This is a genomic window from Streptomyces sp. NBC_01478, from assembly GCF_036227225.1.
Classification (GTDB): Bacteria; Actinomycetota; Actinomycetes; order Streptomycetales; family Streptomycetaceae; genus Streptomyces.
The window spans coordinates 1,054,671-1,076,511 of record NZ_CP109444.1; the positions used below are offsets into that span (position 1 = coordinate 1,054,671).

The 21,841-nt window shown below is 70.8% G+C and carries 22 protein-coding genes; 13 read left to right on the top strand and 9 right to left on the bottom strand.

The window, feature by feature from the left end:
• The 8 genes from OG223_RS04675 to OG223_RS04710 are packed head-to-tail and all read left to right on the top strand — an operon-like array spanning position 1 to position 8,850.
• Positions 1 to 975 carry an acyl-CoA dehydrogenase family protein gene (locus OG223_RS04675; RefSeq protein WP_329242754.1) on the top strand — a complete coding sequence of 325 codons (975 nt, stop codon included), beginning with the start codon at positions 1 to 3 and terminating at the stop codon, positions 973 to 975.
• Positions 972 to 2,111 (top strand): acyl-CoA dehydrogenase family protein, encoded by a 1,140-nt coding sequence (locus OG223_RS04680; protein ID WP_329242757.1) that lies wholly within the window; start codon positions 972 to 974, stop codon positions 2,109 to 2,111. The genes OG223_RS04675 and OG223_RS04680 overlap by 4 nt, the downstream gene beginning before the upstream one ends.
• A 15-nt stretch (positions 2,112 to 2,126) precedes the next feature.
• Complete coding sequence (locus OG223_RS04685; RefSeq protein WP_329242760.1) at positions 2,127 to 3,725, top strand: FadD3 family acyl-CoA ligase; 1,599 nt, start codon at positions 2,127 to 2,129, stop codon at positions 3,723 to 3,725.
• A gap of 16 nt (positions 3,726 to 3,741) precedes the next feature.
• Positions 3,742 to 4,941: a CaiB/BaiF CoA transferase family protein gene (locus OG223_RS04690; RefSeq protein WP_329242763.1), complete on the top strand. Its 1,200-nt coding sequence runs from the start codon at positions 3,742 to 3,744 to the stop codon at positions 4,939 to 4,941.
• 20 nt (positions 4,942 to 4,961) lie between these two features.
• Positions 4,962 to 5,780, top strand: coding sequence for an enoyl-CoA hydratase/isomerase family protein (locus tag OG223_RS04695; RefSeq protein WP_329242765.1), 819 nt, complete (start codon positions 4,962 to 4,964; stop codon positions 5,778 to 5,780).
• Positions 5,773 to 6,918, top strand: a complete 1,146-nt coding sequence (locus OG223_RS04700) for a thiolase family protein (RefSeq protein WP_329242767.1) — start codon at positions 5,773 to 5,775, stop codon at positions 6,916 to 6,918. Before OG223_RS04695 ends, OG223_RS04700 begins: the two co-directional genes overlap by 8 nt.
• 11 nt (positions 6,919 to 6,929) lie before the next feature.
• The gene (locus OG223_RS04705; RefSeq protein ID WP_329242770.1) at positions 6,930 to 8,078 is read left to right on the top strand and encodes an acyl-CoA dehydrogenase family protein; all 1,149 of its coding nucleotides are present in this window, start codon (positions 6,930 to 6,932) and stop codon (positions 8,076 to 8,078) included.
• A 46-nt stretch (positions 8,079 to 8,124) separates the two neighbouring features.
• On the top strand, positions 8,125 to 8,850 hold the full coding sequence (locus OG223_RS04710; RefSeq protein WP_329265137.1) for an SDR family NAD(P)-dependent oxidoreductase: 726 nt from the start codon (positions 8,125 to 8,127) through the stop codon (positions 8,848 to 8,850).
• A gap of 1 nt (position 8,851) precedes the next feature.
• Here the strand turns inward: OG223_RS04710 and OG223_RS04715 are convergent, their stop codons facing one another.
• Together OG223_RS04715 and OG223_RS04720 are read right to left on the bottom strand one after the other, a co-directional pair.
• The gene (locus tag OG223_RS04715; RefSeq protein ID WP_329242772.1) at positions 8,852 to 10,102 is read right to left on the bottom strand and encodes an amidohydrolase family protein; all 1,251 of its coding nucleotides are present in this window, start codon (positions 10,100 to 10,102) and stop codon (positions 8,852 to 8,854) included.
• Positions 10,096 to 11,103, bottom strand: coding sequence for a CoA transferase (locus tag OG223_RS04720; RefSeq protein ID WP_329242775.1), 1,008 nt, complete (start codon positions 11,101 to 11,103; stop codon positions 10,096 to 10,098). The genes OG223_RS04715 and OG223_RS04720 overlap by 7 nt, the downstream gene beginning before the upstream one ends.
• A 104-nt stretch (positions 11,104 to 11,207) precedes the next feature.
• Between OG223_RS04720 and OG223_RS04725 the strand changes: the two genes are divergently transcribed.
• Positions 11,208 to 12,182, top strand: a complete 975-nt coding sequence (locus OG223_RS04725) for an enoyl-CoA hydratase/isomerase family protein (protein WP_329242778.1) — start codon at positions 11,208 to 11,210, stop codon at positions 12,180 to 12,182.
• A 58-nt stretch (positions 12,183 to 12,240) separates the two neighbouring features.
• Here the strand turns inward: OG223_RS04725 and OG223_RS04730 are convergent, their stop codons facing one another.
• From OG223_RS04730 to OG223_RS04760, 7 genes are read right to left on the bottom strand one after another with little or no spacing between them, the layout of a single operon-like run.
• Complete coding sequence (locus tag OG223_RS04730) at positions 12,241 to 12,969, bottom strand: enoyl-CoA hydratase-related protein (RefSeq protein WP_329242781.1); 729 nt, start codon at positions 12,967 to 12,969, stop codon at positions 12,241 to 12,243.
• Positions 12,966 to 14,264: an amidohydrolase family protein gene (locus OG223_RS04735; protein ID WP_329242784.1), complete on the bottom strand. Its 1,299-nt coding sequence runs from the start codon at positions 14,262 to 14,264 to the stop codon at positions 12,966 to 12,968. The genes OG223_RS04730 and OG223_RS04735 overlap by 4 nt, the downstream gene beginning before the upstream one ends.
• A 26-nt stretch (positions 14,265 to 14,290) precedes the next feature.
• Positions 14,291 to 14,608 carry a hypothetical protein gene (locus OG223_RS04740; RefSeq protein WP_329242787.1) on the bottom strand — a complete coding sequence of 106 codons (318 nt, stop codon included), beginning with the start codon at positions 14,606 to 14,608 and terminating at the stop codon, positions 14,291 to 14,293.
• Positions 14,574 to 14,957, bottom strand: coding sequence for a hypothetical protein (locus OG223_RS04745; protein WP_262062248.1), 384 nt, complete (start codon positions 14,955 to 14,957; stop codon positions 14,574 to 14,576). Before OG223_RS04745 ends, OG223_RS04740 begins: the two co-directional genes overlap by 35 nt.
• Complete coding sequence (locus tag OG223_RS04750) at positions 14,954 to 15,661, bottom strand: ABC transporter ATP-binding protein (RefSeq protein ID WP_329242792.1); 708 nt, start codon at positions 15,659 to 15,661, stop codon at positions 14,954 to 14,956. Before OG223_RS04750 ends, OG223_RS04745 begins: the two co-directional genes overlap by 4 nt.
• The gene (locus OG223_RS04755) at positions 15,658 to 16,368 is read right to left on the bottom strand and encodes an ABC transporter ATP-binding protein (RefSeq protein WP_329242795.1); all 711 of its coding nucleotides are present in this window, start codon (positions 16,366 to 16,368) and stop codon (positions 15,658 to 15,660) included. Before OG223_RS04755 ends, OG223_RS04750 begins: the two co-directional genes overlap by 4 nt.
• Positions 16,349 to 18,463, bottom strand: a complete 2,115-nt coding sequence (locus tag OG223_RS04760) for a branched-chain amino acid ABC transporter permease (RefSeq protein WP_329242798.1) — start codon at positions 18,461 to 18,463, stop codon at positions 16,349 to 16,351. The genes OG223_RS04755 and OG223_RS04760 overlap by 20 nt, the downstream gene beginning before the upstream one ends.
• Before the next feature lie 210 nt (positions 18,464 to 18,673).
• On the opposite strand from OG223_RS04760, the gene OG223_RS04765 reads away from it, so the two are divergent.
• The 4 genes from OG223_RS04765 to OG223_RS04780 are packed head-to-tail and all read left to right on the top strand — an operon-like array spanning position 18,674 to position 21,793.
• Positions 18,674 to 19,069, top strand: coding sequence for a nuclear transport factor 2 family protein (locus OG223_RS04765; RefSeq protein WP_329242801.1), 396 nt, complete (start codon positions 18,674 to 18,676; stop codon positions 19,067 to 19,069).
• Complete coding sequence (locus tag OG223_RS04770; protein ID WP_329242803.1) at positions 19,066 to 20,181, top strand: acyl-CoA dehydrogenase family protein; 1,116 nt, start codon at positions 19,066 to 19,068, stop codon at positions 20,179 to 20,181. The genes OG223_RS04765 and OG223_RS04770 overlap by 4 nt, the downstream gene beginning before the upstream one ends.
• Before the next feature lie 2 nt (positions 20,182 to 20,183).
• Positions 20,184 to 20,969 (top strand): acyl-CoA dehydrogenase family protein, encoded by a 786-nt coding sequence (locus tag OG223_RS04775; RefSeq protein ID WP_329242805.1) that lies wholly within the window; start codon positions 20,184 to 20,186, stop codon positions 20,967 to 20,969.
• A gap of 20 nt (positions 20,970 to 20,989) precedes the next feature.
• Positions 20,990 to 21,793, top strand: coding sequence for an acyl-CoA thioesterase (locus OG223_RS04780; protein WP_329242807.1), 804 nt, complete (start codon positions 20,990 to 20,992; stop codon positions 21,791 to 21,793).
• Positions 21,794 to 21,841 lie beyond the last annotated feature (48 nt).

Below are 21,841 nucleotides of genomic sequence, written 5' to 3' on the forward strand. Positions count from 1 at the left end.
GTGGACCGCGAGGAGTTCGTCCTGGTCCGCGACATGGTTCGGTCACTCGCGACCCGCTTCGGCGTCACATCGGCGGACGAGGTGAAGCCGTCGACCCGGACGGCCGCCCAACAGGCCCTGGACGAACTGGGTTTGGCGGAGCTGCGGCGCACCTCTCCCCCGGCGGCGACCGCACAGGAGTGCGCGCTGCTCGCGCAGGAACACGGCCGCCGCCCGCTCACGACCTCTCTCCTCGGCACGGTCCTGCTGGCCCCCGAGCTGCTCCGTCTCCTCGGTGCCCAGCCCGACACCCGCACGACCCCCACCATCGCGCTCACCCGCGAACTCCGCTTCCCCGGGCAGGCGTCGACGGATCTCGTCGCCTGGGACTGCGAGGGCGCCGACAGCGCGCTCCGCGTCTCCGCCGAAGGGACGGTCGGCCGGGTCGAGTTGGGCCCGGCGGCACCGGGCACGGACCTCGTGCGCGCGGTGCGTTCGGTGCCGTCGGACGCCCCGGTCGAGGTTGTCGGCCGTCTCACCCCACCGGACCGACTCCGCTGGCAGGCCTACGCACTGGTCGTCGTGACCGCCGAACTCGTCGGCGCGGCAAGCTCGTTCGTGGAGCAGGCGGTCGAATACGCCCGTGTCCGCCGCCAGTACGGCCGGCCGATCGGCTCCTTCCAGGCCGTACAGCACCTCCTCGCGGACGCGACGGTCCTGGTGGAGGCGTGCACGAGTGTCACGCGGTACGCCGCCTGGTGCCTCGACAACGAACCCCCGGAGCGGGCCCTCGCGGCGGCGCGGGCCGCCAAGGCGGAGGTCAACTCCTCGGCGCTGGAGGCGGTGTACGCCGGGATGCAGGTCTTCGGCGGCATCGCGCAGACGTGGGAGCACACGGCGCATCTGTATCTGCGCAAGGTGCGGCTGGGCTCGACGCTGCTCGCCACGACAGCCGACCTGCTGCCCGCACTGGCCGTACCGGAGGTGACGCGATGACCGACACCCCGCTGGACTTCGGCGATCCGGCCGATCTCGACCGGCTGCGGCGGGAGTTCCGTGCCTGGCTGGCCGAACACCCGCTCCCCGAGCGGCAGTCGGGCGAACCGGTACCCGTCTTCCTGCGCCGCTGGCACCGGTTGCTGCACTCGGGCGGCTGGGTCGGCCTCGACGTCCCGGAGCGCTACGGCGGCCGGGGCCTGACCGCGCTGCACCAGGTGGCGATCAGCGACGAACTGGGCGCCTGCCGGGCTCCGGGCGTCCCCCGGATCGGCTATCTCGCCCACGCGCTGCTGGAGTTCGGCTCGGAGGAACAGCGACTGCGGTTCCTGCCAAGGATGTTGGCGGGTGACGAGGTGTGGTGCCAGGGCTTCAGCGAGCCGGGTGCCGGTTCGGACCTCGCGGGCATGAGCACCTTCGCCGAGCGGCACGACGACCACTACACGGTGCGTGGGCAGAAGCTCTGGACGAGCTACGCCCAGTACTCCGGCCTGTGTCTGCTGCTGGCCCGCACCGACCGCGCGGCACCGGCCCACAAGTCGATCTCGGCGTTCGTCCTGCCGCTGGACCGGCCGGGGGTGACGGTACGGCCGCTGCGCGCGGCCAACGGCGACGACGAGTTCTGCGAGCTGTTCCTGGACGACGTCCGCGTCGAGGAGTCCGAACGCGTCGGCGCCGAGGGCGTCGGCTGGGCGCTGGCGATGACGACGGTGTCGTACGAGCGCAACGCCCTCGACACCGGCCACATCTCGAAGTACGGGCTGCTCGTCGAACGGCTGCGGCGCCACGCCGCCGAGCGGCACGGCGGCCTGCCCGACGGGCTGTTGTCCCGGATCGGCCGGTGTGTCGTGGACTACGAGGTCCTGGTGGCGCACGCCCGCCGCCGTACCGCCGAACGCCTCGCCGGGCAGGTCGCGGGACCGGAGTCGTCCGTGGACAAACTGCTGATGACGAGGACCGAACAGCGGCTCTACGACACGGCACTTGAGGTGTTCCCGGACGAACTCGCTGGTGAGGGGGGCGAGTTGTTCGGGGACTATCTCTACTCCCGTGCGGCCTCCGTCTACGGCGGTACCTCCCAGATCCAGCGGAACATCATCGCCAAGCGGATCCTGCATCTGCCCTCGAACGGTTAGCCCTGGAGCCAACTGATGCGCTACGACGACGAATTCCTGAGCATCCCCAACGTCATCAGGCTGGCGGCCCGTCGTTTTGGGGACGCCACGGCGCTCATCGACGGGGACCGCCGCTGGACCTTCCGGGAGCTGGCGGAGCAGATGGTCGACTCGGTCCGCGCCACCATCGCGCTCGGCGTCAAGCCGGGGGACCGGGTCGGGCTGTGCGCCCCCAACTCGGCGGAGTGGATCTTCGCCGCGCTGGGCATCCACGGCGCCGGAGCCGTCCTGGTTCCGCTCAACACGCGGTTCAAGGCGCAGGAGATCTCCTACATCCTGCGGAAGTCGGAGGCGGCGGCCGTGTTCGCCTCGCCCTTCCTCGGCAACGACTACATCGGCGAACTGCGGAAGGCCGATCCGGGGCTGCCGGCTCTGCAGAAGACGGTGTCCGTCCTCGGCCCGCAGGGGACGGCCGAACTGGCCTGGAACGACTTTCTCCGCGCGGGAGAGGGCGTTTCGCCCGCTGCGGCCCATGAGTCGATCGACCGGTTGACGCCGGACGACGTGTCCGACGTGATGTTCACGTCCGGCACGACCGGCCACCCCAAGGGCGTGATGCTCACCCATGGCCAGTCCCTGCGCGCGTACGGGTGGATGGCGGAGGAGTACACCTTCGAGGCCTCCGACACCTTCCTGGTGATCCCGCCCTTCTTCCACTGCTTCGGATACAAGGCGGGATGGCTGGCCTCGCTCATGCACGGCGTGACCGTCATCCCCATGCCCGTCTTCGACGCCGGCCGGGCACTGGACCTCATCGCGCGGGAGGGGGTGAGCATCCTCCTCGGGCCGCCGACCATCTTCCACGACCTGGTCAACCACCCGGACCGCGCCGCGCACGACCTGTCGTCGCTGCGGGTCTCCATGACGGGCGGCACGACGATTCCGGAATCGCTGATCCGCGCCATGAAAACGGAGTTGTCGTTCGACATCGTGATGAGCGCCTACGGTCTGACCGAGTCGACGGCGCTGGTGACCACGACGCGTGTCGGGGACTCCGAGGAGACGGTCGCGCACACCACCGGAAGCGCCATTCCCGGTGTCCAGGTCCGGATCGTCGCCGCCGACGGCCTCGACGTCCCGATCGGCCTCGACGGCGAGATCCTCGTCCGCGGCTTCAACGTCACCCGAGGCTACTGGGACGACCCCGACGCCACCGCCGCGACCATCGACGCCGAGGGCTGGCTGCACACCGGGGACATCGGGCGGCTCGACGACGACGGCAACCTCGCCATCGTCGACCGCAAGAAGGAGCTGTACATCGTCGGCGGCTTCAACGCCTATCCGGCCGAGATAGAGAAGCTGCTTCTCGGCTGCGAGAGCGTCCAGCAGGTCGCCGTGATCGGGGTTCCCGACGAACGGCTCGGCGAGGTCGGCTGTGCCTTCGTGGTCGCGCCACCGGAGCAGACGCCGACGGAGGCCGAGGTCATCGCCTGGTCCCGCGAGCACATGGCGAACTTCAAGGTCCCCCGGCATGTCCGCTTCGTCGACCAACTCCCGCGCAACGCGAGCCAGAAGGTGCTGAAGGACGAACTCCGCGCACGGTTCACGGCCGCGATCCATGACGACGCGTTCTGAGATGGCGCCCTCGGAGATGACGACAACGACCGGGCCGCTGGCCGGAATCACCGTGGTGGCGTTGGAGCAGGCGATCTCCGCTCCCATGTGCACCCGCACGCTCGGCGACTTCGGCGCCCGCGTGATCAAGGTGGAGAATCCCCAGGGCGGCGACTTCGCCCGCCACTACGACGACGTCGTCAAAGGGCTCGGCGCACACTTCGTCTGGGTCAACCGCGGGAAGGAATCGGTGGCCCTGGACCTGAAGACACCCGGCGGCATGGGCATCCTGCACCGCCTGCTGGAACGCGCCGACGTCCTCGTCTCCAACCTCACACCGGGCACCACCGCCAAACTCGCCCTCTCCCCCGCCGACTTGAGGACCCGTCACCCCGATCTCATCGCCGTCGAGATCGACGGCTACGGCCCCGGCGGCCCCCTGTCCCACAAGCGCGCCTACGACCTCCTCGTACAGGCCGAGTCGGGCGCCTGCTCGGTGACCGGCCACCCCGGAGCACCGGCCAAACCGGGACCGCCGATGGCCGACGTGTGCAGCGGCCTGTACGCCGCCCTGTCCGTCGTCGCGCTGCTGTGCGGCAAGGGGCGCGGGGTCGGGCCGGGCGTCTCGTCCGTCGCGGTGAGCCTCTTCGACACGATGACGGAACTGATGGGCTATCCGCTCACCTACACCCAGCACTCCGGCATCGAGCAGCAGCCGCTCGGCTTGAGTTCGCCCGCCGTCGCACCGTACGGCGCCCACCGCACCGCGGACGGCCACACCGTGATCCTCGGCACGACGAACGACCGTGAATGGCAGCGCCTGGCACGGGAGTTGATCGGCCGGCCCGACCTCGCGGACGACCCGCGCTTCCGGAGCAACGCCGGACGGGTGGAACACCGTGACCTGCTGGAGCCGGAGATCAGCGCCTGGTGCGCACGGCACGACCTCGCCTACGTACAGGATCGCGCGGACGCGGCCGGGATCGGCAACTCCCGCTACAACACGACCAGCGACGTCATCGCCCACCCCCATCTCCAGGCCCGTGACCGGTGGCGCGAGATCGACACGCCGTCAGGTCCGGTCCCGGCGCTGCTGCCGCCCCCGGTCATCGCCGGGTACGACCCGCCGATGGGCGCGATTCCCGCTCTCGGCCAGCACACGGACGCCGTACTGGCCGAACTCGGCCTGGCGGACGAGGAGATCGCCGTTCTCCGGGCGCGGGGGGCGGTCCGATGAGTGAGCCGCCAGTGCCTCCGGTGCTTCTCACGAGCGACGCAGACGGTGTCCGGACGCTGACGCTGAACCGGCCGGAACGCAAGAACGCGATCGACGCCGAACTGTGGGACGCCCTGCGAACGGCGCTCTCCGCGGCGGGCAGCGACCGTACGGTGCGCGCGCTGGTCCTCACCGGTGCCGACGGCGCGTTCTGCTCCGGGGCCGACATCCGCAAGGGCGTCAGCGGCGAGCATCCCCTGTACCGGATGCGGACCCTGACCGAGGTCACGCTGCTGCTGCACGAGCTGCCGATCCCCACCGTCGCCAAGGTGAACGGCGTGGCGGTCGGCGCCGGTTGGAACCTCGCTCTGGGCTGCGACTTCGTCGTGGCCACCCCGGACAGCACGTTCTCGCAGATCTTCGCGCGCCGCGCCCTGTCCCTGGACTGCGGCGGCTCGTGGCTGTTGCCGAAGCTGGTCGGGTTGCAGCAGGCGAAACGGCTCGTGCTGCTGGCCGAGACGATCGACGCCGAGGAGGCCCACGCGCTGAACCTGGTGACGTGGGTCGTGGACGCCGACAAGATCGACGCCTTCGTGGACGACCTCGCAGCCCGGCTCGTGACGGGAGCGCCCATCGCCCTCGCGCAGAACAAGGCACTCCTCAACGAGAACGCCGATCGCACCCTGCGGGAATCCCTTGCCGCTGAAGCACGGGCGCAGGCCATGAACTTCGCCACGACAGACGTCCCGGAGGCGTACGCGGCGTTCACCGAGCGGCGTGCGCCGCACTACACCGGCCGCTGGGCGGTTCCGCGAACTGCGGCGCCGATTGCAACGGAGGACAGGACACGTGATGCGTGAGGCAGTGGTGGTGGCGGCGGTCCGCACCGCCGTCGGCAAACGGAACGGCGCTCTGGCCGGTGTTCACGCGGCCGACCTCTCCGCCGTCGTCCTGAACGCCCTGGTCGACCGCACGGGGCTGGATCCCGAGGTCGTCGACGACGTGGTCTGGGGCTGTGTCGGCCAGGTGGGCGACCAGTCGAGCAACATCGGCCGCTACGCGGTGCTGTCCGCGGGCTGGCCCGAGACCATCCCGGGGACCACGGTGAACCGGGCCTGCGGTTCGAGCCAGCAGGCGCTGGACTTCGCCGCCCATGCGGTCATGTCCGGCCAGCAGGACGTCGTGGTGGCGGGCGGGGTGGAGGTGATGAGCCGGATCCCGCTCGGTGCCTCGCGGGCCGGCGGAACGCCGTACGGCCCCCAAGTCCTCGCCCGTTACGAGGGGTTCTCCTTCAACCAGGGTGTCTCCGCCGAGAAGATCGCGCACAAGTGGGGGCTGGGCCGGGGTGTGCTCGACGAGTTCGCCGCGCTGTCGCACGAGCGGGCGGCGGCCGCGCAGGACGGCGGGGCGTTCGACGCACAGATCGTGGCGGTGACCACCGACACCGGCGCGATGGCTGCGGACGAGGGCATACGGCGCGGTACCGGCAGCGCCACTCTCGCGAAGCTGAAACCGTCGTTCCAGGAGGACGGAGTGGTCCACGCGGGCAACTCCTCCCAGATATCCGACGGAGCGGCGGCCCTGCTGGTGACGACCCCGGAGAAGGCCCGCGAACTCGGCCTGACGCCGATCGTGCGCTATCGCGCGGGCGTGGTCACCGGGTCCGATCCGGTCCTCATGCTCACCGGGCCGATCCCGGCGACGGAGAAGGTGCTGCGCAAGGCCGGCATCGGTCTGTCGGAGGTGGGGGTCTTCGAGGTCAACGAGGCCTTCGCGCCGATCCCGCTCGCCTGGCTGGCCGAGACCGGCGCTGACCCGGCCCTGCTCAACCCGCTCGGCGGCGCCATCGCGCTCGGGCATCCGCTCGGTGCGTCGGGCGCCGTCCTGATGACCCGCATGATCCATCACATGCGGGACCACGGGATCCGCTACGGCTTGCAGACCATGTGCGAGGGCGGCGGCACCGCCAACGCCACCGTCGTCGAACTCGCTTCCTGACAGGGGATGTTGTGCGCCGAGACGTCTTCACCGACGACCACGAGGCGTTCCGCCGGCTCGCGCGGGACTTCATCGGCAAGGAGGTGGTCCCCCACTACGCCGAGTGGGAGGAGACCGGCCGGCTCCCCCGCACGCTCTTCGAACAACTGGGCTCGCTGGGCCTGTTGGGCATGGCCGTGCCCGAGGAGTTCGGCGGAGCGGGCCTCGACGACTACCGCTACAACGTCGTCCTCCAGGAGGAAGCGGCCCGTGCCCTGGTGACGTTGGGGACCGTGCGCACCCAACTCGACGTCGTTCTCCCCTACTTCCTCACCTACGCCGACCGGGATCAGCGTGAGCGCTGGTTCCCCGGCCTCGCCTCCGGGAAGCTGCTGACGGCCGTCGCGATGACCGAGCCGGGCACGGGTTCCGATCTCGCCGGGATCCGGACGACGGCCGTGCGTGACGGGGACTCGTACGTCCTGAACGGCGCGAAGACCTTCATCACCGGCGGGCTTCTCGCCGACCTGGTGATCGTCGTGGCGCGGACGTCGACCGACCCGGACAACCGCCGCGCCGGGCTCACCCTGTTGGTCGTCGAGGACGGCATGCCCGGTTTCACGCGCGGCCGTGTGCTGCACAAACTGGGCATCAAGGTGCAGGACACAGTGGAGTTGGCGTTCGACGACGTACGGGTCCCGGTCGTCAACCGGCTCGGCGAGGAGGGCGCCGCGTTCGGCTACCTCGGCCGCAATCTGCCGCAGGAGCGGATGACGGTGGCGGTCGGTTCGGTCGCGCAGGCACGGGCGGCCCTGGACACGACGATCGGGTACGTGAAGGAGCGCAAGGCGTTCGGCAAGACGGTCGCGTCCTTCCAGAACACGAAGTTCGAACTCGCCGCCGTGGCCGCCGAGATCGAGGCCGCGCAGGCGATGCTGGACCGTGCGGTGCTCGAACTCGTCGCCGGTGAACTGAGCGGACCCGACGCCGCCAAGGTGAAGTTGTTCTGCACCGAGATGCAGGCCCGCGCGGTCGACCGCTGCCTGCAACTGTTCGGCGGCTACGGCTACATGCTGGAATACCCCATCGCCCGGCTCTACGCGGACGCGCGCATCACCCGCATCTACGCCGGGACCAGCGAGGTCATGAAGGTCATCATCGCCAAGTCCCTCGGATTGTGAGGCGGTTACGGTGCCGGACTTCTCCAGCAGACCAGGTGTCGCGTTCGTGGCGGGCGGCTCGGGCGGGATCGGGGCGGCGGTCGTCCGGCTCCTCGCCGAGCGCGGCAGTGACGTCGTGTTCACCTACCGGGCCAACCAGGAGGCGGCGGACGCGATCACCGCCGAGGTCACCAAGCTGGGCCGCCAAGTCCGCTCGATACGGCTGGACTTGACCGACGAGGCCGCCACGGCCGAGGCCTTGTCCGAGACGGGCCTCGGCATCCACACCCTCGTGTACGCGGCGGGTCCGCACGTACCGATGCGGCATCTGAGCAAGGTGTCACCGAGCGAGTACCGTGCCCAACTCGAGGGCGACGCCGTGGCGTTCTTCAATCTGGTGCATCCCGCGCTGCCGTTGCTGCGCGAGAGCCGGGGCAACATCGTCGCCGTGACGACCGTCGCCACCCGCCGTTTCCCGGTACGGGACGGGCTGTCGTCGGGTGCGAAGGGCGCGGTCGAGGCGGTCGCCCGGGCGCTGGCCGCCGAGGAGGGCCGGTACGGCGTCCGCGTGAACTGCGTGGCGCCCGGCATGCTCAACGACGGTATCGCCGGCCGTCTGATCAGCTCCGGCGAGCTGGACGAGGCCGCGCTCGCCGTCACCCGGCGCAACATTCCGATGCGCCGCTTCGGCGATGCGACCGATATCGCGGAGGCGGTCGCGTTCCTCGCGTCGGACCGGGCCGGGTTCATCACCGGGCAGGCGTTGGGAGTCGACGGCGGGTACAGCGTGTAGGTCAGTGCGGTGTGATCCGGCGACCCGACACGTAGGCGGCGCGGACCAGTTGCCCGGACAGGACGCGGAGGGCCTCGCGCAGCGGTACGTGGAGCAGGCACAGGTCGGCGACCGCGCCGACACTCAACCGCCGTGTCCGGGCAGGGTGTTGGGGTTCCCCGGTGAACAGCCGTAGCGCCGCGGCGGGTTCGAGTCGTTCGCCCTCTTCCCGCTCGGTGGCCGCCCGCATGACCGCCCAGGGGTCCGGGGTGCCGTACGGCGCGTCGGTGCCGGCGGCGAGCGGAACGCCCGCCTCGGCCAGGCTCCGGCAGCGGTAGAGGTGCGGGCGGTCGTCGGCGTCCACGTCCGTGGCGTACGCGTCGCCCCGCTCGACCGGGAAGTGGGGCTGGGTCACGACCGTCACCCCGAGCCGTCGTATCCATGGGATCGTCTCGGCCGGGATCACCGACCCGTGCTCGATCCGGTCGCCGTCGGCCGGTCGCGCCTCGTCCAGGGCGAGCAGCGTCACCAGCAACTGCACCCGGGTCACACAGTGCACGGCGACCGGCCGGGGCCTGATCTCCCTCATGGTGCGGGCGAGTTGGGCGGGTGTGGGAAGGGTCGGATCGTCGAGCATCAGCTTCACGGGCGCGTCGACGCCCATCACCAGGAGCCGTTGCGGCAGGACCGACAGCATCTGGGTGAGCCCGCTCGCAGGGTGTGGGTCGGCGTTGGTGAACCCCGTGACGCCGAGCGCCGCCGCCCGTCGCCCCACCCCCTCCAGATCCAGCCGCACGGGCGGCACGAACCCGCGCAGCCGCTCGTCCTCGCGCCAGAACCGCCCGTCGCCGTCGAGCCCGACCGCCCACAGCGCGGCACTGTTCCACACCCACAGCGCACCGGTGCGGTGCTGCACACGCACCGGCCGATCCGGCGCGAGGGCGTCCAGTGCCCACCGGTCCAACTCCCCCGCGACGCTCTCGTGATAGCCGACGGCCCGCACCCATTCACCCGGCGGCCCACTCGCCAGGGCCGCCGCAAGCGCCGTACGGTCGCGGACCTCCGTCGGCCCGACCCGCACGGAGACGGCATCGGCGGCCAGCGCCGCGAGATGTACGTGATGATCGTGCAGGCCCGGCAGCAACGCACCGCCCCGACCGTCCACGTCACCCGGCCCCGTCAGCCCCGGCCCGATCTCGGCGATCCGCCCGCCGTCGATCCGTACGTCCACCGCCGCCGCGTGGCCCTCGACCTCGACGTTCCTGATCAGCACGGCGGATGGACCGGCGTTCGTGAGTCCGCGAGCGTCGCGGCGCAGGCCGCCATGGAGACGCAGAGCAGTTCTCCGCCTCCGGCGGCGAGGGAACGGGCCGCGGCGTGGGCGGCGAACACGCCGGTGACGGGATCGGCGAGCGCGTCTCCGAGGAAGACCGGGTCACCGTTCGGGTCGACTCCGGTCAGACCGCCGGCCACGGCAGCGTCGTCTCCGAAAGCGATACGGTCGCTCTCGCGTCCGTATCCGGTGATGCCGACCCATACCCGGCCGGGGCGGGCGGCGAAGAACTCCTCGGCGCGGAGACCGAGCCGACGCAGTGCGCGTGGCCGTGACGCCTCGATGACGACGTCGGCCTCGGCGACGATCTCGTCCAGCGCGCCGGGGGCGAAATCCACGACCCGGCTCTCGTGCTCGTCGTGCAGCCAGCGGTAGAAGGCGGGCGTCCCGAAGCGCGCCCCATCGGGTCGTGTCGCACTCTCCACCTTCAACACCCGCGCGCCCGCCAGCCCGAGCAGCCGCGCGCACAGGGGTCCCGCCCAGAGCGCGGAGAAGTCGACGATCCGTAGGCCCGCCATCGCGCGGGGGGCACGCCGTTCACCCCATCGCTCGGCGCGGACCGCAGGCCGTACTCCCTGAGCCGATCCCGCTGACGCGGCCGCGATGCCGAGCAACTGCGCGGACTCGACGGCTTCGGCCGCTGCGACCCGTGGCAGCGCCATGCGCAGGCCTCCGGCCTCGTCCGGCGAGCCGAGAAGGGCCAGCAGTGCGGGTACGGCGGCCAGGTCGTCGGGGCGGGCCAGGTTCACGGCGGCCCAGCCGTCGGCGGCTCGCAGGAGGTGACAGGAGCCGTTGGCGGATGTCCTTCCCGGGCGTTCCATGCCTGCGAGTTGGGCCCGTAGGAACAGGACGGTCGGCAGGTCGACCGGCACACCCGTCAGGTCCGTGAACGAGCGGGCGATGTCGGCAAGAGGGGACAGGAACGGCTCGACAGAGTCCATCCAGGCACGGAGAGCGTGATTCTCCATGAGCCGAACCCCCTTCTCTCCCAAGGCGATCTCAAATTACACTCCGGTCGACACCTGGAGGGAGATCGGAGATCGCTGTGGAGTCGCCCTTCGTGATCGTCGACCTCGACCGTGCCACCGTGCAGGAGACGGAAGCCCATGACCGGGACCGCGTTGTGGTCGGTGTGGCAGCGGAACCCGGGGACGCGGTCGAGGGATGCGACATCCTGCTCACCGGTGTTCCCGATCCGCCCCGACCCTGGGTGGGGTGTGCGGATCCGCAGGCCACGGCCCGGCAGTTGAGTGGGATCGTCGAGAGCCGGCCCGCCGCTGCCGTCGCGCTGGTGCAGGTGCTGCGGATGGGCGGCAGCCTCTCGATCCCCGACAGGCTGATTCTCGAATCCCTCGCGTACTCCACGCTTCAGGGCGGAACCGCCTTCCGGTCCTGGCTGGCCGCCGCGCCCCGGCGTACACCCCGCCCCGCCGAGACTCCCGTACGGCTCGACCGTGACGGTCCCCGGCTGTCCGTCACGCTGGACCGGCCCTGGGTGCGCAACGCGTTCGACGCGGCGACGCGGGACGCCCTGTGCGAGGCGCTTCAGGTGGCCGTGGCCGACCCGTCGATCAGCCGTGTCGGCCTGTACGGCAACGGTCCCGCCTTCTGCAGCGGCGGTGACCTCGCCGAGTTCGGTACGTCGCGCGATCCGGCGCAGGCCCACCTGGTGCGGGTTCATCGCAGTCCGGGCGCGCTGCTGCACCGTTGCGCTCCCCGGGTGACCGCGTATCTGCACGGTGCGTGTGTCGGCGCGGGGATCGAGCTCGCGGCCTTCGCGGGACGGGTGGTCGCCGCGCCGGACACGGCGATCCGGTTGCCGGAGATCGGGATGGGGCTGATTCCGGGCGCGGGCGGTACGGCGAGCATCCCGGTCCGGGTCGGCCGGGAGCGGACGGCGTATCTCGCCCTGTCCGAGCTGGAGTTGACCGCCGGGGAGGCACTGCGCTGGGGGCTCGTCGACGAGATCGGCGACGTGGAGGACACGACCGCCGACCCTGAGGAGGCGGTCCGCTCCTGAGCTTCACTCCGGTGTCTCCGCCAGCCACAGGGGTGGCCGTCGGGACACCGGAGTTCGGTCATTTCCCGGTCCACACCGGGCTGCGGCGTTCGGCGAAGGCCCGTGCGCCCTCCGCCGCGTCGGCGCTCCTGAACACCGACTCGACCTCTCCCGGTTCGGCCCAACGGCGTTCTCGCATCAGCTTTTTGGTCATCGCGACGCCGAGAGGGCCGTTCTCGGCGATGCGTCCGGCCAGGGTCAGCGCCTCCTCCAGCACCTTCTCGGCCGGTACGGCTCGGTTCACCAGGCCGAACTGCTTGGCCTCCGTCGCGCTGACGAGGTCGCCGGTCAGGCCCATCTCCAGGGCGACGGCCAGCGGTACCCGGTCGGCGAGGGTCGTACCGCCTCCGGCCGCGAACAGTCCCCGCTTCACCTCCGCGATCCCCAGCTTGGCGTCCTCGGCCGCTACGACCAGGTCGCAGGCCAGGGCGAGTTCGAAGCCGCCGGCGAGTGCCGAGCCGTTGAGGGCGGCGATCACCGGGGTGGCGATGCCCTCGCGGAAGAACCACACCAGGCCGTCGAACTTGCCGCCGCCCTTCGCGAACGCCTTCAGATCCATGCCGGAGCAGAAGACCGTTCCGGCGCCCGTGAGCACGATCGCCCGGACCGCCGGGTCGGCGTCCGCCTCCCGCAGCACAGTTGACAGTTCCTCAATCAGCTCCGGATTGAGGGCGTTTCGGGCCTCCGGGCGGTTCAGGGTCGCCACGAGGACGGCACCGACCCGCTCCGTCAGGACCAGGTCGCTCATCGGGCCGCCGCCGCCACGGCCGCCCGGGCCTTGGAGCGGAACGCCTCCAACTTCTCTGCGGGCTCGATGAGTTGGTGACTGCGGGAGCGGGTGGAGACGTCGTGGCCCTCGGCCGCCTTGCGCAGTGCGCCCACGGTGGCCTGTTCGCGCGGGATGTGCGCGAAGGGGTCGAAGGAGTACCAGCGCATCGCGTTCTCGAAGGTGATCTTCCGGGTGTCCTCGTCGGGGACGTCACAGTTCGACAGCACGTCGTGCAGTTGCTCGGGGGCGTCCGGCCACAGCGAGTCGCTGTGCGGGTAGTCGCCTTCCCAGCAGATGTTGTCGATGCCGATGTCGTGGCGCAGTCGTACACCCAGTTTGTCGGTGATGAAGCAGGTCAGGAAGTGCTCGCGGAAGACCTCGGAGGGCAGCTTGCCGCCGAAGTCCTGGAGGGTCCAGGTGGAGTGCATCTCGAAGGTGCGGTCGAGGCGCTCCAGGAAGTACGGGATCCAGCCCGTTCCGCCTTCCGAGAGGGCGATCTTCAGATTCGGGAACTGCTTGATCGGGGGCGACCAGAGCAGGTCTGCGGCGGCGGAGACGATGTTCATCGGCTGGAGCGTGATCATCACGTCGGGCGGCGAGTCGGCGGCCGGCACGGCGAGCCTGCCGGAGGAGCCGATGTGCACCGACATGACGGTGTCCGTGTCGGACAGCGCGTGCCACAGCGGGTTCCAGTACGGGTCGTGGAAGCTCGGGTAGCCGAGGACGGCGGGGTTCTCGGTGAAGGTGAGCGAGTGAACGCCCTTCTCGGCGACCCGGCGCACCTCCGCCGCGCACAACTCCGCGTCCCAGATGGCGGGCAGCGCCATCGGGATGAAACGGCCCGGGTAGGCGGCGCACCACTCGTCGATGTGCCAGTCGTTGTAGGCCCGGACGAGCGCGAGGGAGAAGTCCGTGTCCTCGGTGGCGAAGAGCCGGGCCGAGAAGCCGGGGAAGGACGGGAAGTTCATCTGGGCGAGGATGCCGCCCGCGTTCATGTCCTTGATGCGCTCGTGCACGTCGTAACAGCCGGGGCGGATCTCGTCGAGGCCCTGGGGTTCGACGCCGTACTCCTCCTTGGGCCGGCCGGCCACCGCGTTGAGCGCGGAGTTGGTGATGGTCGCGCCGCCGAACTGCCATACGTCGGTTCCGTCGTCCCGGTGAACCAGTTGGGGCGCTTCCTTCTTGTAGCGCTCGGGGAGGTGGTTCACGAACATGTCGGGGGGTTCGATGATGTGGTCGTCGACGCTGATGAGGATGAGGTCGTCGCGGTCCATGACGGCTCCTTACGGGGGTGGGTCGGTCAGTCGGAGGCGGGCAGCGGCTTGGCCGTCTTCAGGGTCATGGGGGCGCCGTCACAGGTCAGTTCGCCCGCGCCGGAGGCGGTGCAGAGCAGTTCGAGCGTCCCGGTGGCGTCGACGTACCGCTTGCCGATGAGGGTGGCGGTGCCGGCCGGTCCGGGCTTCGCCGGGGGTGCGTCGACCGCCGGGACCAACGGGCTGCCGCCGCAGGCGAGTTGGGACTGCGCGGCGGCGGATGCGCGGATGACGACCACGCGGGTGCCGCAGACGGTGCTGGCGAGTTGGTCACCGGGGCGCGGCGTCGGTGCCGGTGGGGTCATGGCGGAGTTCCCTTTCGAGCAGGCGGTCGGCGAGGAGTTCCACGTCGTAGGACTGACGCGCCATCCAGTACCGCAGAAAGCCGGTGAGCGAGTACCGCAGGAAGAGCGCGGAGCCGACGACGCTCCCGGCGACCGCGGCGAGGCCGAGGGTGAGAGCGTCGTTCTGCACCAGCGGGTCGCTGGTGTTGTGCGAGATGAAGTAGGCGCACACGCCGAGGACGACGCCGATCGTCATCAGAGCGGCGCCCGCGCGCAGCCAGAGAACGGCCCTTCCGGCGGCCGGGTCCGGGATTTTCAGGACGGTGAGTTCGCGGACGAAGCGGTCCGCTCGCGTCTCGGTGGACGTCATGTGGAACTCCCCAGATAGAGAGCGGACAGTTCGGCGCGCAGGCCGCCGTCGGGGTGGCCCTGCCGTTCGACCCGGCCGCGGACAAGAACGGCGGCATGGTCGCAGATGTCGAGGACGGCGGCGGCGAACTGCTCGACCACCAGGACAGCGACGCCCTGGCGGGCGATCTCGCCGACCTGTTCGTAGAGCCGGCCGACGACCAACGGGGCGAGCCCCATGCTGAGTTCGTCGAGCAGCAGGACGGCGGGGTCGGTGGCGAGGCCGCGGGCGAGGGCGAGCATCTGCTGTTCGCCGCCGGAGAGGGTGCCCGCGGCCTGTCCGGCGCGCCGGGCCAGGACGGGGAAGCGGGTGAACGCGATCTCCTCGATCTCCTCGCGGCCGCGGCCGGTGAAGGTCATCATGAGGAGGTTGTCGCGGACGGACAGGTTCGGGAACACGCCTCGTCCTTCGGGGATGAGGCAGACTCCGGCGCGGGCCAGGTCGCGGGGGTCGGCGCCGGTCATGTCCCGTCCGCCGAGCAGGAGTTGGCCGGACTCGACGGGGTGGACTCCGGCGGCGACGCGCAGGGTGGTGGTCTTTCCGGCGCCGTTGGGGCCGAGCAGCGCGACGACCTGTCCGGCGGCGACGTCGAGGTCGACGCCGTGCAGGACGGTGATGCGTTCATGGGCGGCGCGGATGCCGCGCAGTTCGAGAAGTGCGCTCACGCGTCCCCCAGGTAGGCGGCGAGAACCGTTTCATCGCTGCGGATCACCTCGGGCGGGCCGACGGCGATGATCTTGCCGAGGTCGAGGACGTACACCTCGTCGCACACGGCCATCACGAGGCTCATGTCGTGCTCGACGAGGACGACGGCGGTGCCGTCTCCGGTGAGGGCACGCAGGAGTTCCGCGAAGCGCTCGGTCTCCTCCGCGTCCTGTCCGGCGGCGGGTTCGTCGAGGAGAAGCACCTTCGGGCGGATCGCGAGGGCCCTGCCGACCTCGACGAGGCGGCCGACTCCGGTGGGGAGGGCGTCGGGTGAGGTGTCGGCGAGGCCGGTGAGGCCGAGACGGTGCAGGATCTCGGTGACGACCTGGTCGGCCCGGCGGCGCTCGGGTCCGAGTTCGGCGGCGACGAGCAGGTTGTCGCGCACGCTGAGCCGGCCGAACAGCTCCAGGCGCTGGAAGGTGCGGGCGAGTCCGTGCCGGGCGCGTGCGGAGGGCCGGGCCCGGGTGACGTCCCGGCCGTCCAGCCGGACCTGCCCGGAGGAGGGTCTGCGCAGTCCGGAGGCGACGTCGAACAGGGTACTTTTTCCTGCCCCGTTGGGTCCGATGAGCCCGGTGACCCGGCCCGCCTCGGCGGTCAGGGCAACCCCGTCGAGAGCGCGGTTTCCGCCGAAGGAGACGGTCACTCCACTAACCTGCAGCGATGCCACGGGCCAGCACCTCCTCGTCCTCGGGGCGCCATTCACGCCGTAGGCCCCACCACTCGACGGGGATCTCCGGCTCGGCCGGAGCGGCCTGGCGGGCGTCCGCCCAGGTGCGCAGCGCGAAGGCGAGAAGGAGTGAACCGCCGTAGTACGTCCAGTCGTTGATCACGTCGCCGAAGCGCAGCGCCCACGCCAGGGCGAGGACGCAGAGAAGGGCGGGCAGGGCGATGCGGTCGCGGGCGAGGGGCTCCCACTGGCCGCGGAAGCGGGAGACGATGCCGTCGGGGTTGTGGCCGAGTCCGACGCCGGCGAGGCCGGGGAGCAGGGCGACCAGGTTCGCGGTGCCGGGGGCGACGGCGATCAGGGCGTTCGTCGGGCCGACGAAGGCGGTGCCCGCGAAGAGTCCGTTGCCGACCGCGCCGAGTCCGCCGACCACGGCGACGAGGAAGATCGGCAGTCCCGCGATGAGGCTGAACTGGTCGGCGGTGACAGTGCGTTGCTGCATTCCGTACAGCGCTCCGCCGAGTCCGGCGATGCCCGAGGCGAGGGCGAACACGGCGACCTTGGCGACCAGGAGGTTGCCGCCGAGAGTGGCGTACGCGGCCTCGCTGTCGCGCAGGGCGATCAGCCTCCGGCCGAAGCGGCTGCGGCGCAGGGCGGCCACGCCGATCGACGCGAGCGCGAGACAGACGGCGGCGAACACCATCAACTCCGGTCCGCTGTCGAGCCGTAGGCCGAAGAGGTGGGGTCCGGAGACGTCGACCGAACCCTGGTCGAACAGGGCGATGCGCACCCCGAGGACGTGGAAGGCCGGGATGGTGAAGATCCAGCGGTCGAGGATCACGGCGAACGCGGCTGTGCCCAGGGCGAGATACACGCCGGAGATGCGCAGCGCGGGCAGGGCGACCAATGCTCCGGCCGCCGCCGAGACCAGGATCGCGGCGCCGAGTGCCCACAGTTCCCCGTGGGCGCCGAGGTGTCCCCAGACGGCGGCTCCGATGCCGGCCATGCTGAGTTGGCACAGGGAGACCTGTCCGGCGTACCCGGCGAGCGGGACGTATGAGAGCGCCACCACGCCCAGCGAGAAGATCGCTCCGTAGGTGATCAGGTCGGCTTCTCCGAGCAGAGAGGCCAGTACCGCACCGAAGACGACGACGACGGCCGCGAACACGAGGGTGCCGCGCGCGCTCGGTACCGGCACACGGGCCAGCCGTCGTTCACGGCCGCGCAGGCGTCGGTGCGGGAAGACCAGCAGGGCGAGGAAGAGCAGCAGGGCGGGGGCGGCGAGCCGTAGTCCGGGGAGGTAGTCGTTCTGCGGCAGGTAGCCGGCCAGATAGCTCTCCATGCAGCCGACGACGACGGCGCCGAGGAAGGTGAGCGGCAGGCTGCGCAGCCTGCCGAAGACGGCGGCGGTGTAGGCGCTGACGATCAGCAGGGAGAGCTGGGCGGCGTCGAGGGTGACGGTCGGGGCGATCAGGATGCCGCCGATCGCGGCCAGTTGGGTGCCGAGGATCCAGGAGACCCGGCCCGCCCGGACCGGGTCGGCGCCGGTGAGGCCGACGAGTGCCCGGTCGTCGACGGCCGCGCGCATCTCGGCTCCGGCGCGGGTGCGGTAGAGCAGGACGCGCAGGCCGATCGCGACGGCGACGGCCACCGCCATGGTGATCGCCTGGTGCCAGGTGATGACGGCCGGGCCGAGGTGGAAGGGCTTGCGGCCGGCGAAGAACATCGGCAGGGGGCGCGCCACATTGGGGTCCCAGATCCAGCGCGCCACCGCGATGAGTCCGCTGAGCAGCGCCACCGTCGTGACCAGGCGTTCGGCTTCACCGAGGGCCTGGACGGGGCGCAGTACGAACCGCTCGACGAGCAGCCCGAAGCCCGGGGCGAGCACGAGCAGCACCACGACCAGGGCGACCGGAACGGGCCAGCCCCAGCCGACGGTCAACTGCCAGTACATGAACGCGGACAGCATGCCGGCCGCGCCGTGCGCGAAGTTGAACACGCCGGTGGTGGTGTAGGTGAGCACGAGCCCACTGCCGATGACGGCATAGATCGCGGCCGTGCTCAGGCCGACGATCCCGAAGGTGAGGAACTGGTCCATCGCGTCGGATCTCCCCTCTCCATCGCTGGAAACTAGCTTCTCATCTACGGAGAATCAACCATTCAGACAGAGACTGTTGACGTCGCCTCGCCCACCGTGGAAATCTGCCACTCATCTGAGAGAATGCCATTCTCGCTCATGGTGAAGGGTGGAAAGTCCTTGTCCTCCTTGCCTGTTCCGGCTCCTCCCCCTGGTCCGACCGATGACCTGATGGAGATCCAGCAGCTCCTCGCCCGCTACGCGGTGTGCATCACGCGCGGTGACCTGGACGGGGTGCTGGGGGTCTTCACGCCCGACGGCACGTACAGCGCCTTCGGGGACTCCTACGGCCTCGACGAGTTCCCGGCGCTCGTGGCCGCCGCCCCCAAGGGGCTGTTCCTCACGGGCACGCCGGCGGTCGACCTGTCCGGCGACACGGCGACCGGCACCCAGCCGCTCTGCTTCGTCGACCACGCCACGCACGACCTGCGGATCGGCTACTACAACGACACCTATGTCCGCACGGACGGGGGTTGGCGGCTGCGCACCCGCGCGATGACGTTCATCCGCCGCAGCGGAGCGCACGACTCGGGCCGCCCGCACGCCTATCAGCGCCCGGGAACATGAACGCCACCTCCGCGCCCGGGTACTTGAACGTCACCGACTTCCGCTCGGACCTGCGCGCCTGGCTGGACGAGCACGACCTGTCCCCCGGCCCCGACCACTCCCTGGACGCCCAGGTCGCCCAACTGGCCCGGGTCCGCCGGGCCTTGTACGACGCGAACTGGATGCGGTACGGCTGGCCCGCCGAGGTGAGGGGGCTCGGCGGGCCCGCGGTGCTGAGGGCGGTACTCGGCGAGGAGGTCGCCACCCGCGAACTGGCCGAACCGGGCATCTACTCGATGATCGAGGTCCTCGCCCCGACGATGATCTCCTACGCCCCACCCGCGCTCGCCGCCGAGATGGTCCCGCGACTGCTCAGCGGCCGTGAGCAGTGGTGCCAGGGCTTCTCCGAGCCCGGCTCCGGGAGCGACCTCGCCTCCCTCACCACTCGGGCCGTCCCCCGCGGTGACCACTGGGAGATCAGCGGCCAGAAGGTCTGGACGAGCCTGGCTCAATTCGCCGCCCGCTGCGTCCTGTTGACCCGCACCGCGCCGGGCCACGACGGCATCACCGCGTTCTTCGTCGACATGGACACCCCCGGCATCACCGTCCGGCCGCTGCGCACGATGCACGGCGTGGACGAGTTCGCCGAGGTGTTCTTCGACGACGTGATCGTGCCCGCCGACCGGATGCTCGGCCGCCCCGGTGACGGCTGGCGCCTGGCGATGGACCTGCTCCCGCACGAGCGCTCCACCTGCTTCTGGCACCGGATCGCCCATCTCTACAAGCGACTTGACCACCTGCTGGCCGAGACGAGCATCCCGGACGACGCCGAACTCGGCGCCGCCTACCTGGCGTTGCACACCGTGCGCTGCCGCTCCCACGCCACCCAGCGCCGCCTGGCCGCGGGCGAGCGGCTGGGCGCGGAGACCTCGGTCGACAAGGTGCTGCTGGCCACCGCCGAGCAACAACTCCTCGAGACCGTGCGGGATCTGCTGCCCGGCGTACTGGAGTTGACGGACTCACTGTGGCGCTCGGAGTACCTGTACGCGAAGGCGGCGACCATCTACGGCGGTACGGCCGAGATCCAGCGGAACATCATCGCCCGCCGACTGCTCGACCTGGGGAGGGAGTAGCCGTGGACGCCACCGAACGGGACCTGCTCGCCGAGACGCTCCGCAAGACGACGACGGCGGCCTCGGGGCAGGCACTGGACGCCGCCCTGACGGACCTCGGCTGGGCCGAACTGCTCGCGGAACAGCCGGACATCGCCGTCCCGCTCACCTTCCGCCTGCTCGGCGAGACGGGCGCCCACGCTCCGCTCCTCAACGACGTCCTGCTGAGCGCGGCGGGCCGTCCGGTCGGCGCCACGCTGCCCCTGCCGTACACAGGCGGCACCTGGATCGTCTGGGAGCGCGCCGACGCTGCCGCCGGAACGGCCCTGGACGCCGAACTCCCTCTGCGCTCCGTGCCCGCCGGACCTCCCGTACCGCTCGCCGCCGGCCGTGTCGCGCTCGGCTGGTGGCTGCTCGGGACCGGCCGCGCCATGCTCGCGCTGGCCCGCCAACACGCCGTGGACCGCGTGCAGTTCGGCCACCCGCTGGCCTCCTTCCAGGCCGTACGGCATCGGCTCGCCGAGACTCTCGTGGCACTGGACGGCGCCGAGGCGACCCTGGTGGCCGCGTCGGACGATCTCGGCGCGCTGCTGGCCAAGGCGGCGGCCGGACGGGCGGCGTTGACGGCGGCCCGGCACTGCCAGCAGGTCCTCGGCGGGATCGGCTTCACCGCCGAGCACGATCTGCACCGGCATGTACGGCGGGCCGTGGTCCTGGACGGACTGCTGGGAAGCGCAAGGGAGTTGACGCGCGAGGCGGGGGCACTGCTGCGGGCCGGCGGGTCCGCACCACGGCTCGTCCACCTGTGATCGACCGAGGAGTGACATCAGTGACCGATCTGTGGAGCGACCTGCTCTCCTGCCTGGACCTCGACACCCGGCCCGGTGACGTGTTCGAGGGCCGCAACCAACACCTCGGCAACCACCGCATCTTCGGCGGGCAGTTGCTCGCCCAAAGTCTCCGCGCGGCCCAACTGGCCTGCCCGGACAAGACGGTCAAGAGCCTTCACGTGCAGTTCGCGCGGGCGGGACGGCCACAGGAACCGGTGCGGTACGAGGTGACACGTCATCACGAGGGCGGCTCCTTCGCCACGTTGACGGTCGTCGCGCGGCAGACGCAGGGAGTCGCGGCCGTGGCGGCGGTGTCCCTGCACTCCCACGAGGAGGGCCCCGACCAGCAGATCGCGTTCCCGATGCCCTCGGTACCGGGAGCGGAGCACGACGTGGAGCTGTCGCTGCTTCCCTGGGACACCCGGGCCACCGTCGACGTGGACTCGGCGAAGTCGGAGGCCCCCGACTACGACCTGTGGATGCGGACACCGGCCGTCGCCCCCGAGCTGGCCCCGGCGTTGACGGCGTACGCGAGCGATCTGAGTCTGATCGGTACGGCACTTCGCCCGCTGGAGGGGGTCACCCAGCACGATTCGGGAACGGCGTTCTCCTCCGCCGTCACCGCGCACACGGTGTGGTTCCACCGCCCTTTCACCACGGACGACTGGCTTCTCCTGCGCCACCGGAGCCCGCTTCTCGCACACGCCCGCTGCTACGGCCGGGGCGATGTCCTCACCCTGCAGGGTTCCTTGGTCGCCTCGTTCGCCCAGGAGGCGTTGCTGAGGTTCCGTACGATCGCGTAGCTGCGCTCCACAGGTCCCGCGTAGCCGCGACTCGCACCCGCGAGGCAC

Bases quoted from the DNA above. Each gene is read 5' to 3' on its own strand.
- OG223_RS04770 (WP_329242803.1), top strand. From the start codon at position 19,066: ATGAACGCCACCTCCGCGCCCGGGTACTTGAACGTCACCGACTTCCGC.
- OG223_RS04720 (WP_329242775.1), bottom strand. From the start codon at position 11,103: ATGGACTCTGTCGAGCCGTTCCTGTCCCCTCTTGCCGACATCGCCCGC.
- OG223_RS04765 (WP_329242801.1), top strand. From the start codon at position 18,674: ATGGAGATCCAGCAGCTCCTCGCCCGCTACGCGGTGTGCATCACGCGC.
- OG223_RS04760 (WP_329242798.1), bottom strand. From the start codon at position 18,463: ATGGACCAGTTCCTCACCTTCGGGATCGTCGGCCTGAGCACGGCCGCG.
- OG223_RS04735 (WP_329242784.1), bottom strand. From the start codon at position 14,264: ATGGACCGCGACGACCTCATCCTCATCAGCGTCGACGACCACATCATC.
- OG223_RS04730 (WP_329242781.1), bottom strand. From the start codon at position 12,969: ATGAGCGACCTGGTCCTGACGGAGCGGGTCGGTGCCGTCCTCGTGGCG.
- OG223_RS04700 (WP_329242767.1), top strand. From the start codon at position 5,773: ATGCGTGAGGCAGTGGTGGTGGCGGCGGTCCGCACCGCCGTCGGCAAA.
- OG223_RS04685 (WP_329242760.1), top strand. From the start codon at position 2,127: ATGCGCTACGACGACGAATTCCTGAGCATCCCCAACGTCATCAGGCTG.
- OG223_RS04745 (WP_262062248.1), bottom strand. From the start codon at position 14,957: ATGACGTCCACCGAGACGCGAGCGGACCGCTTCGTCCGCGAACTCACC.
- OG223_RS04690 (WP_329242763.1), top strand. From the start codon at position 3,742: ATGACGACAACGACCGGGCCGCTGGCCGGAATCACCGTGGTGGCGTTG.
- OG223_RS04740 (WP_329242787.1), bottom strand. From the start codon at position 14,608: ATGACCCCACCGGCACCGACGCCGCGCCCCGGTGACCAACTCGCCAGC.
- OG223_RS04680 (WP_329242757.1), top strand. From the start codon at position 972: ATGACCGACACCCCGCTGGACTTCGGCGATCCGGCCGATCTCGACCGG.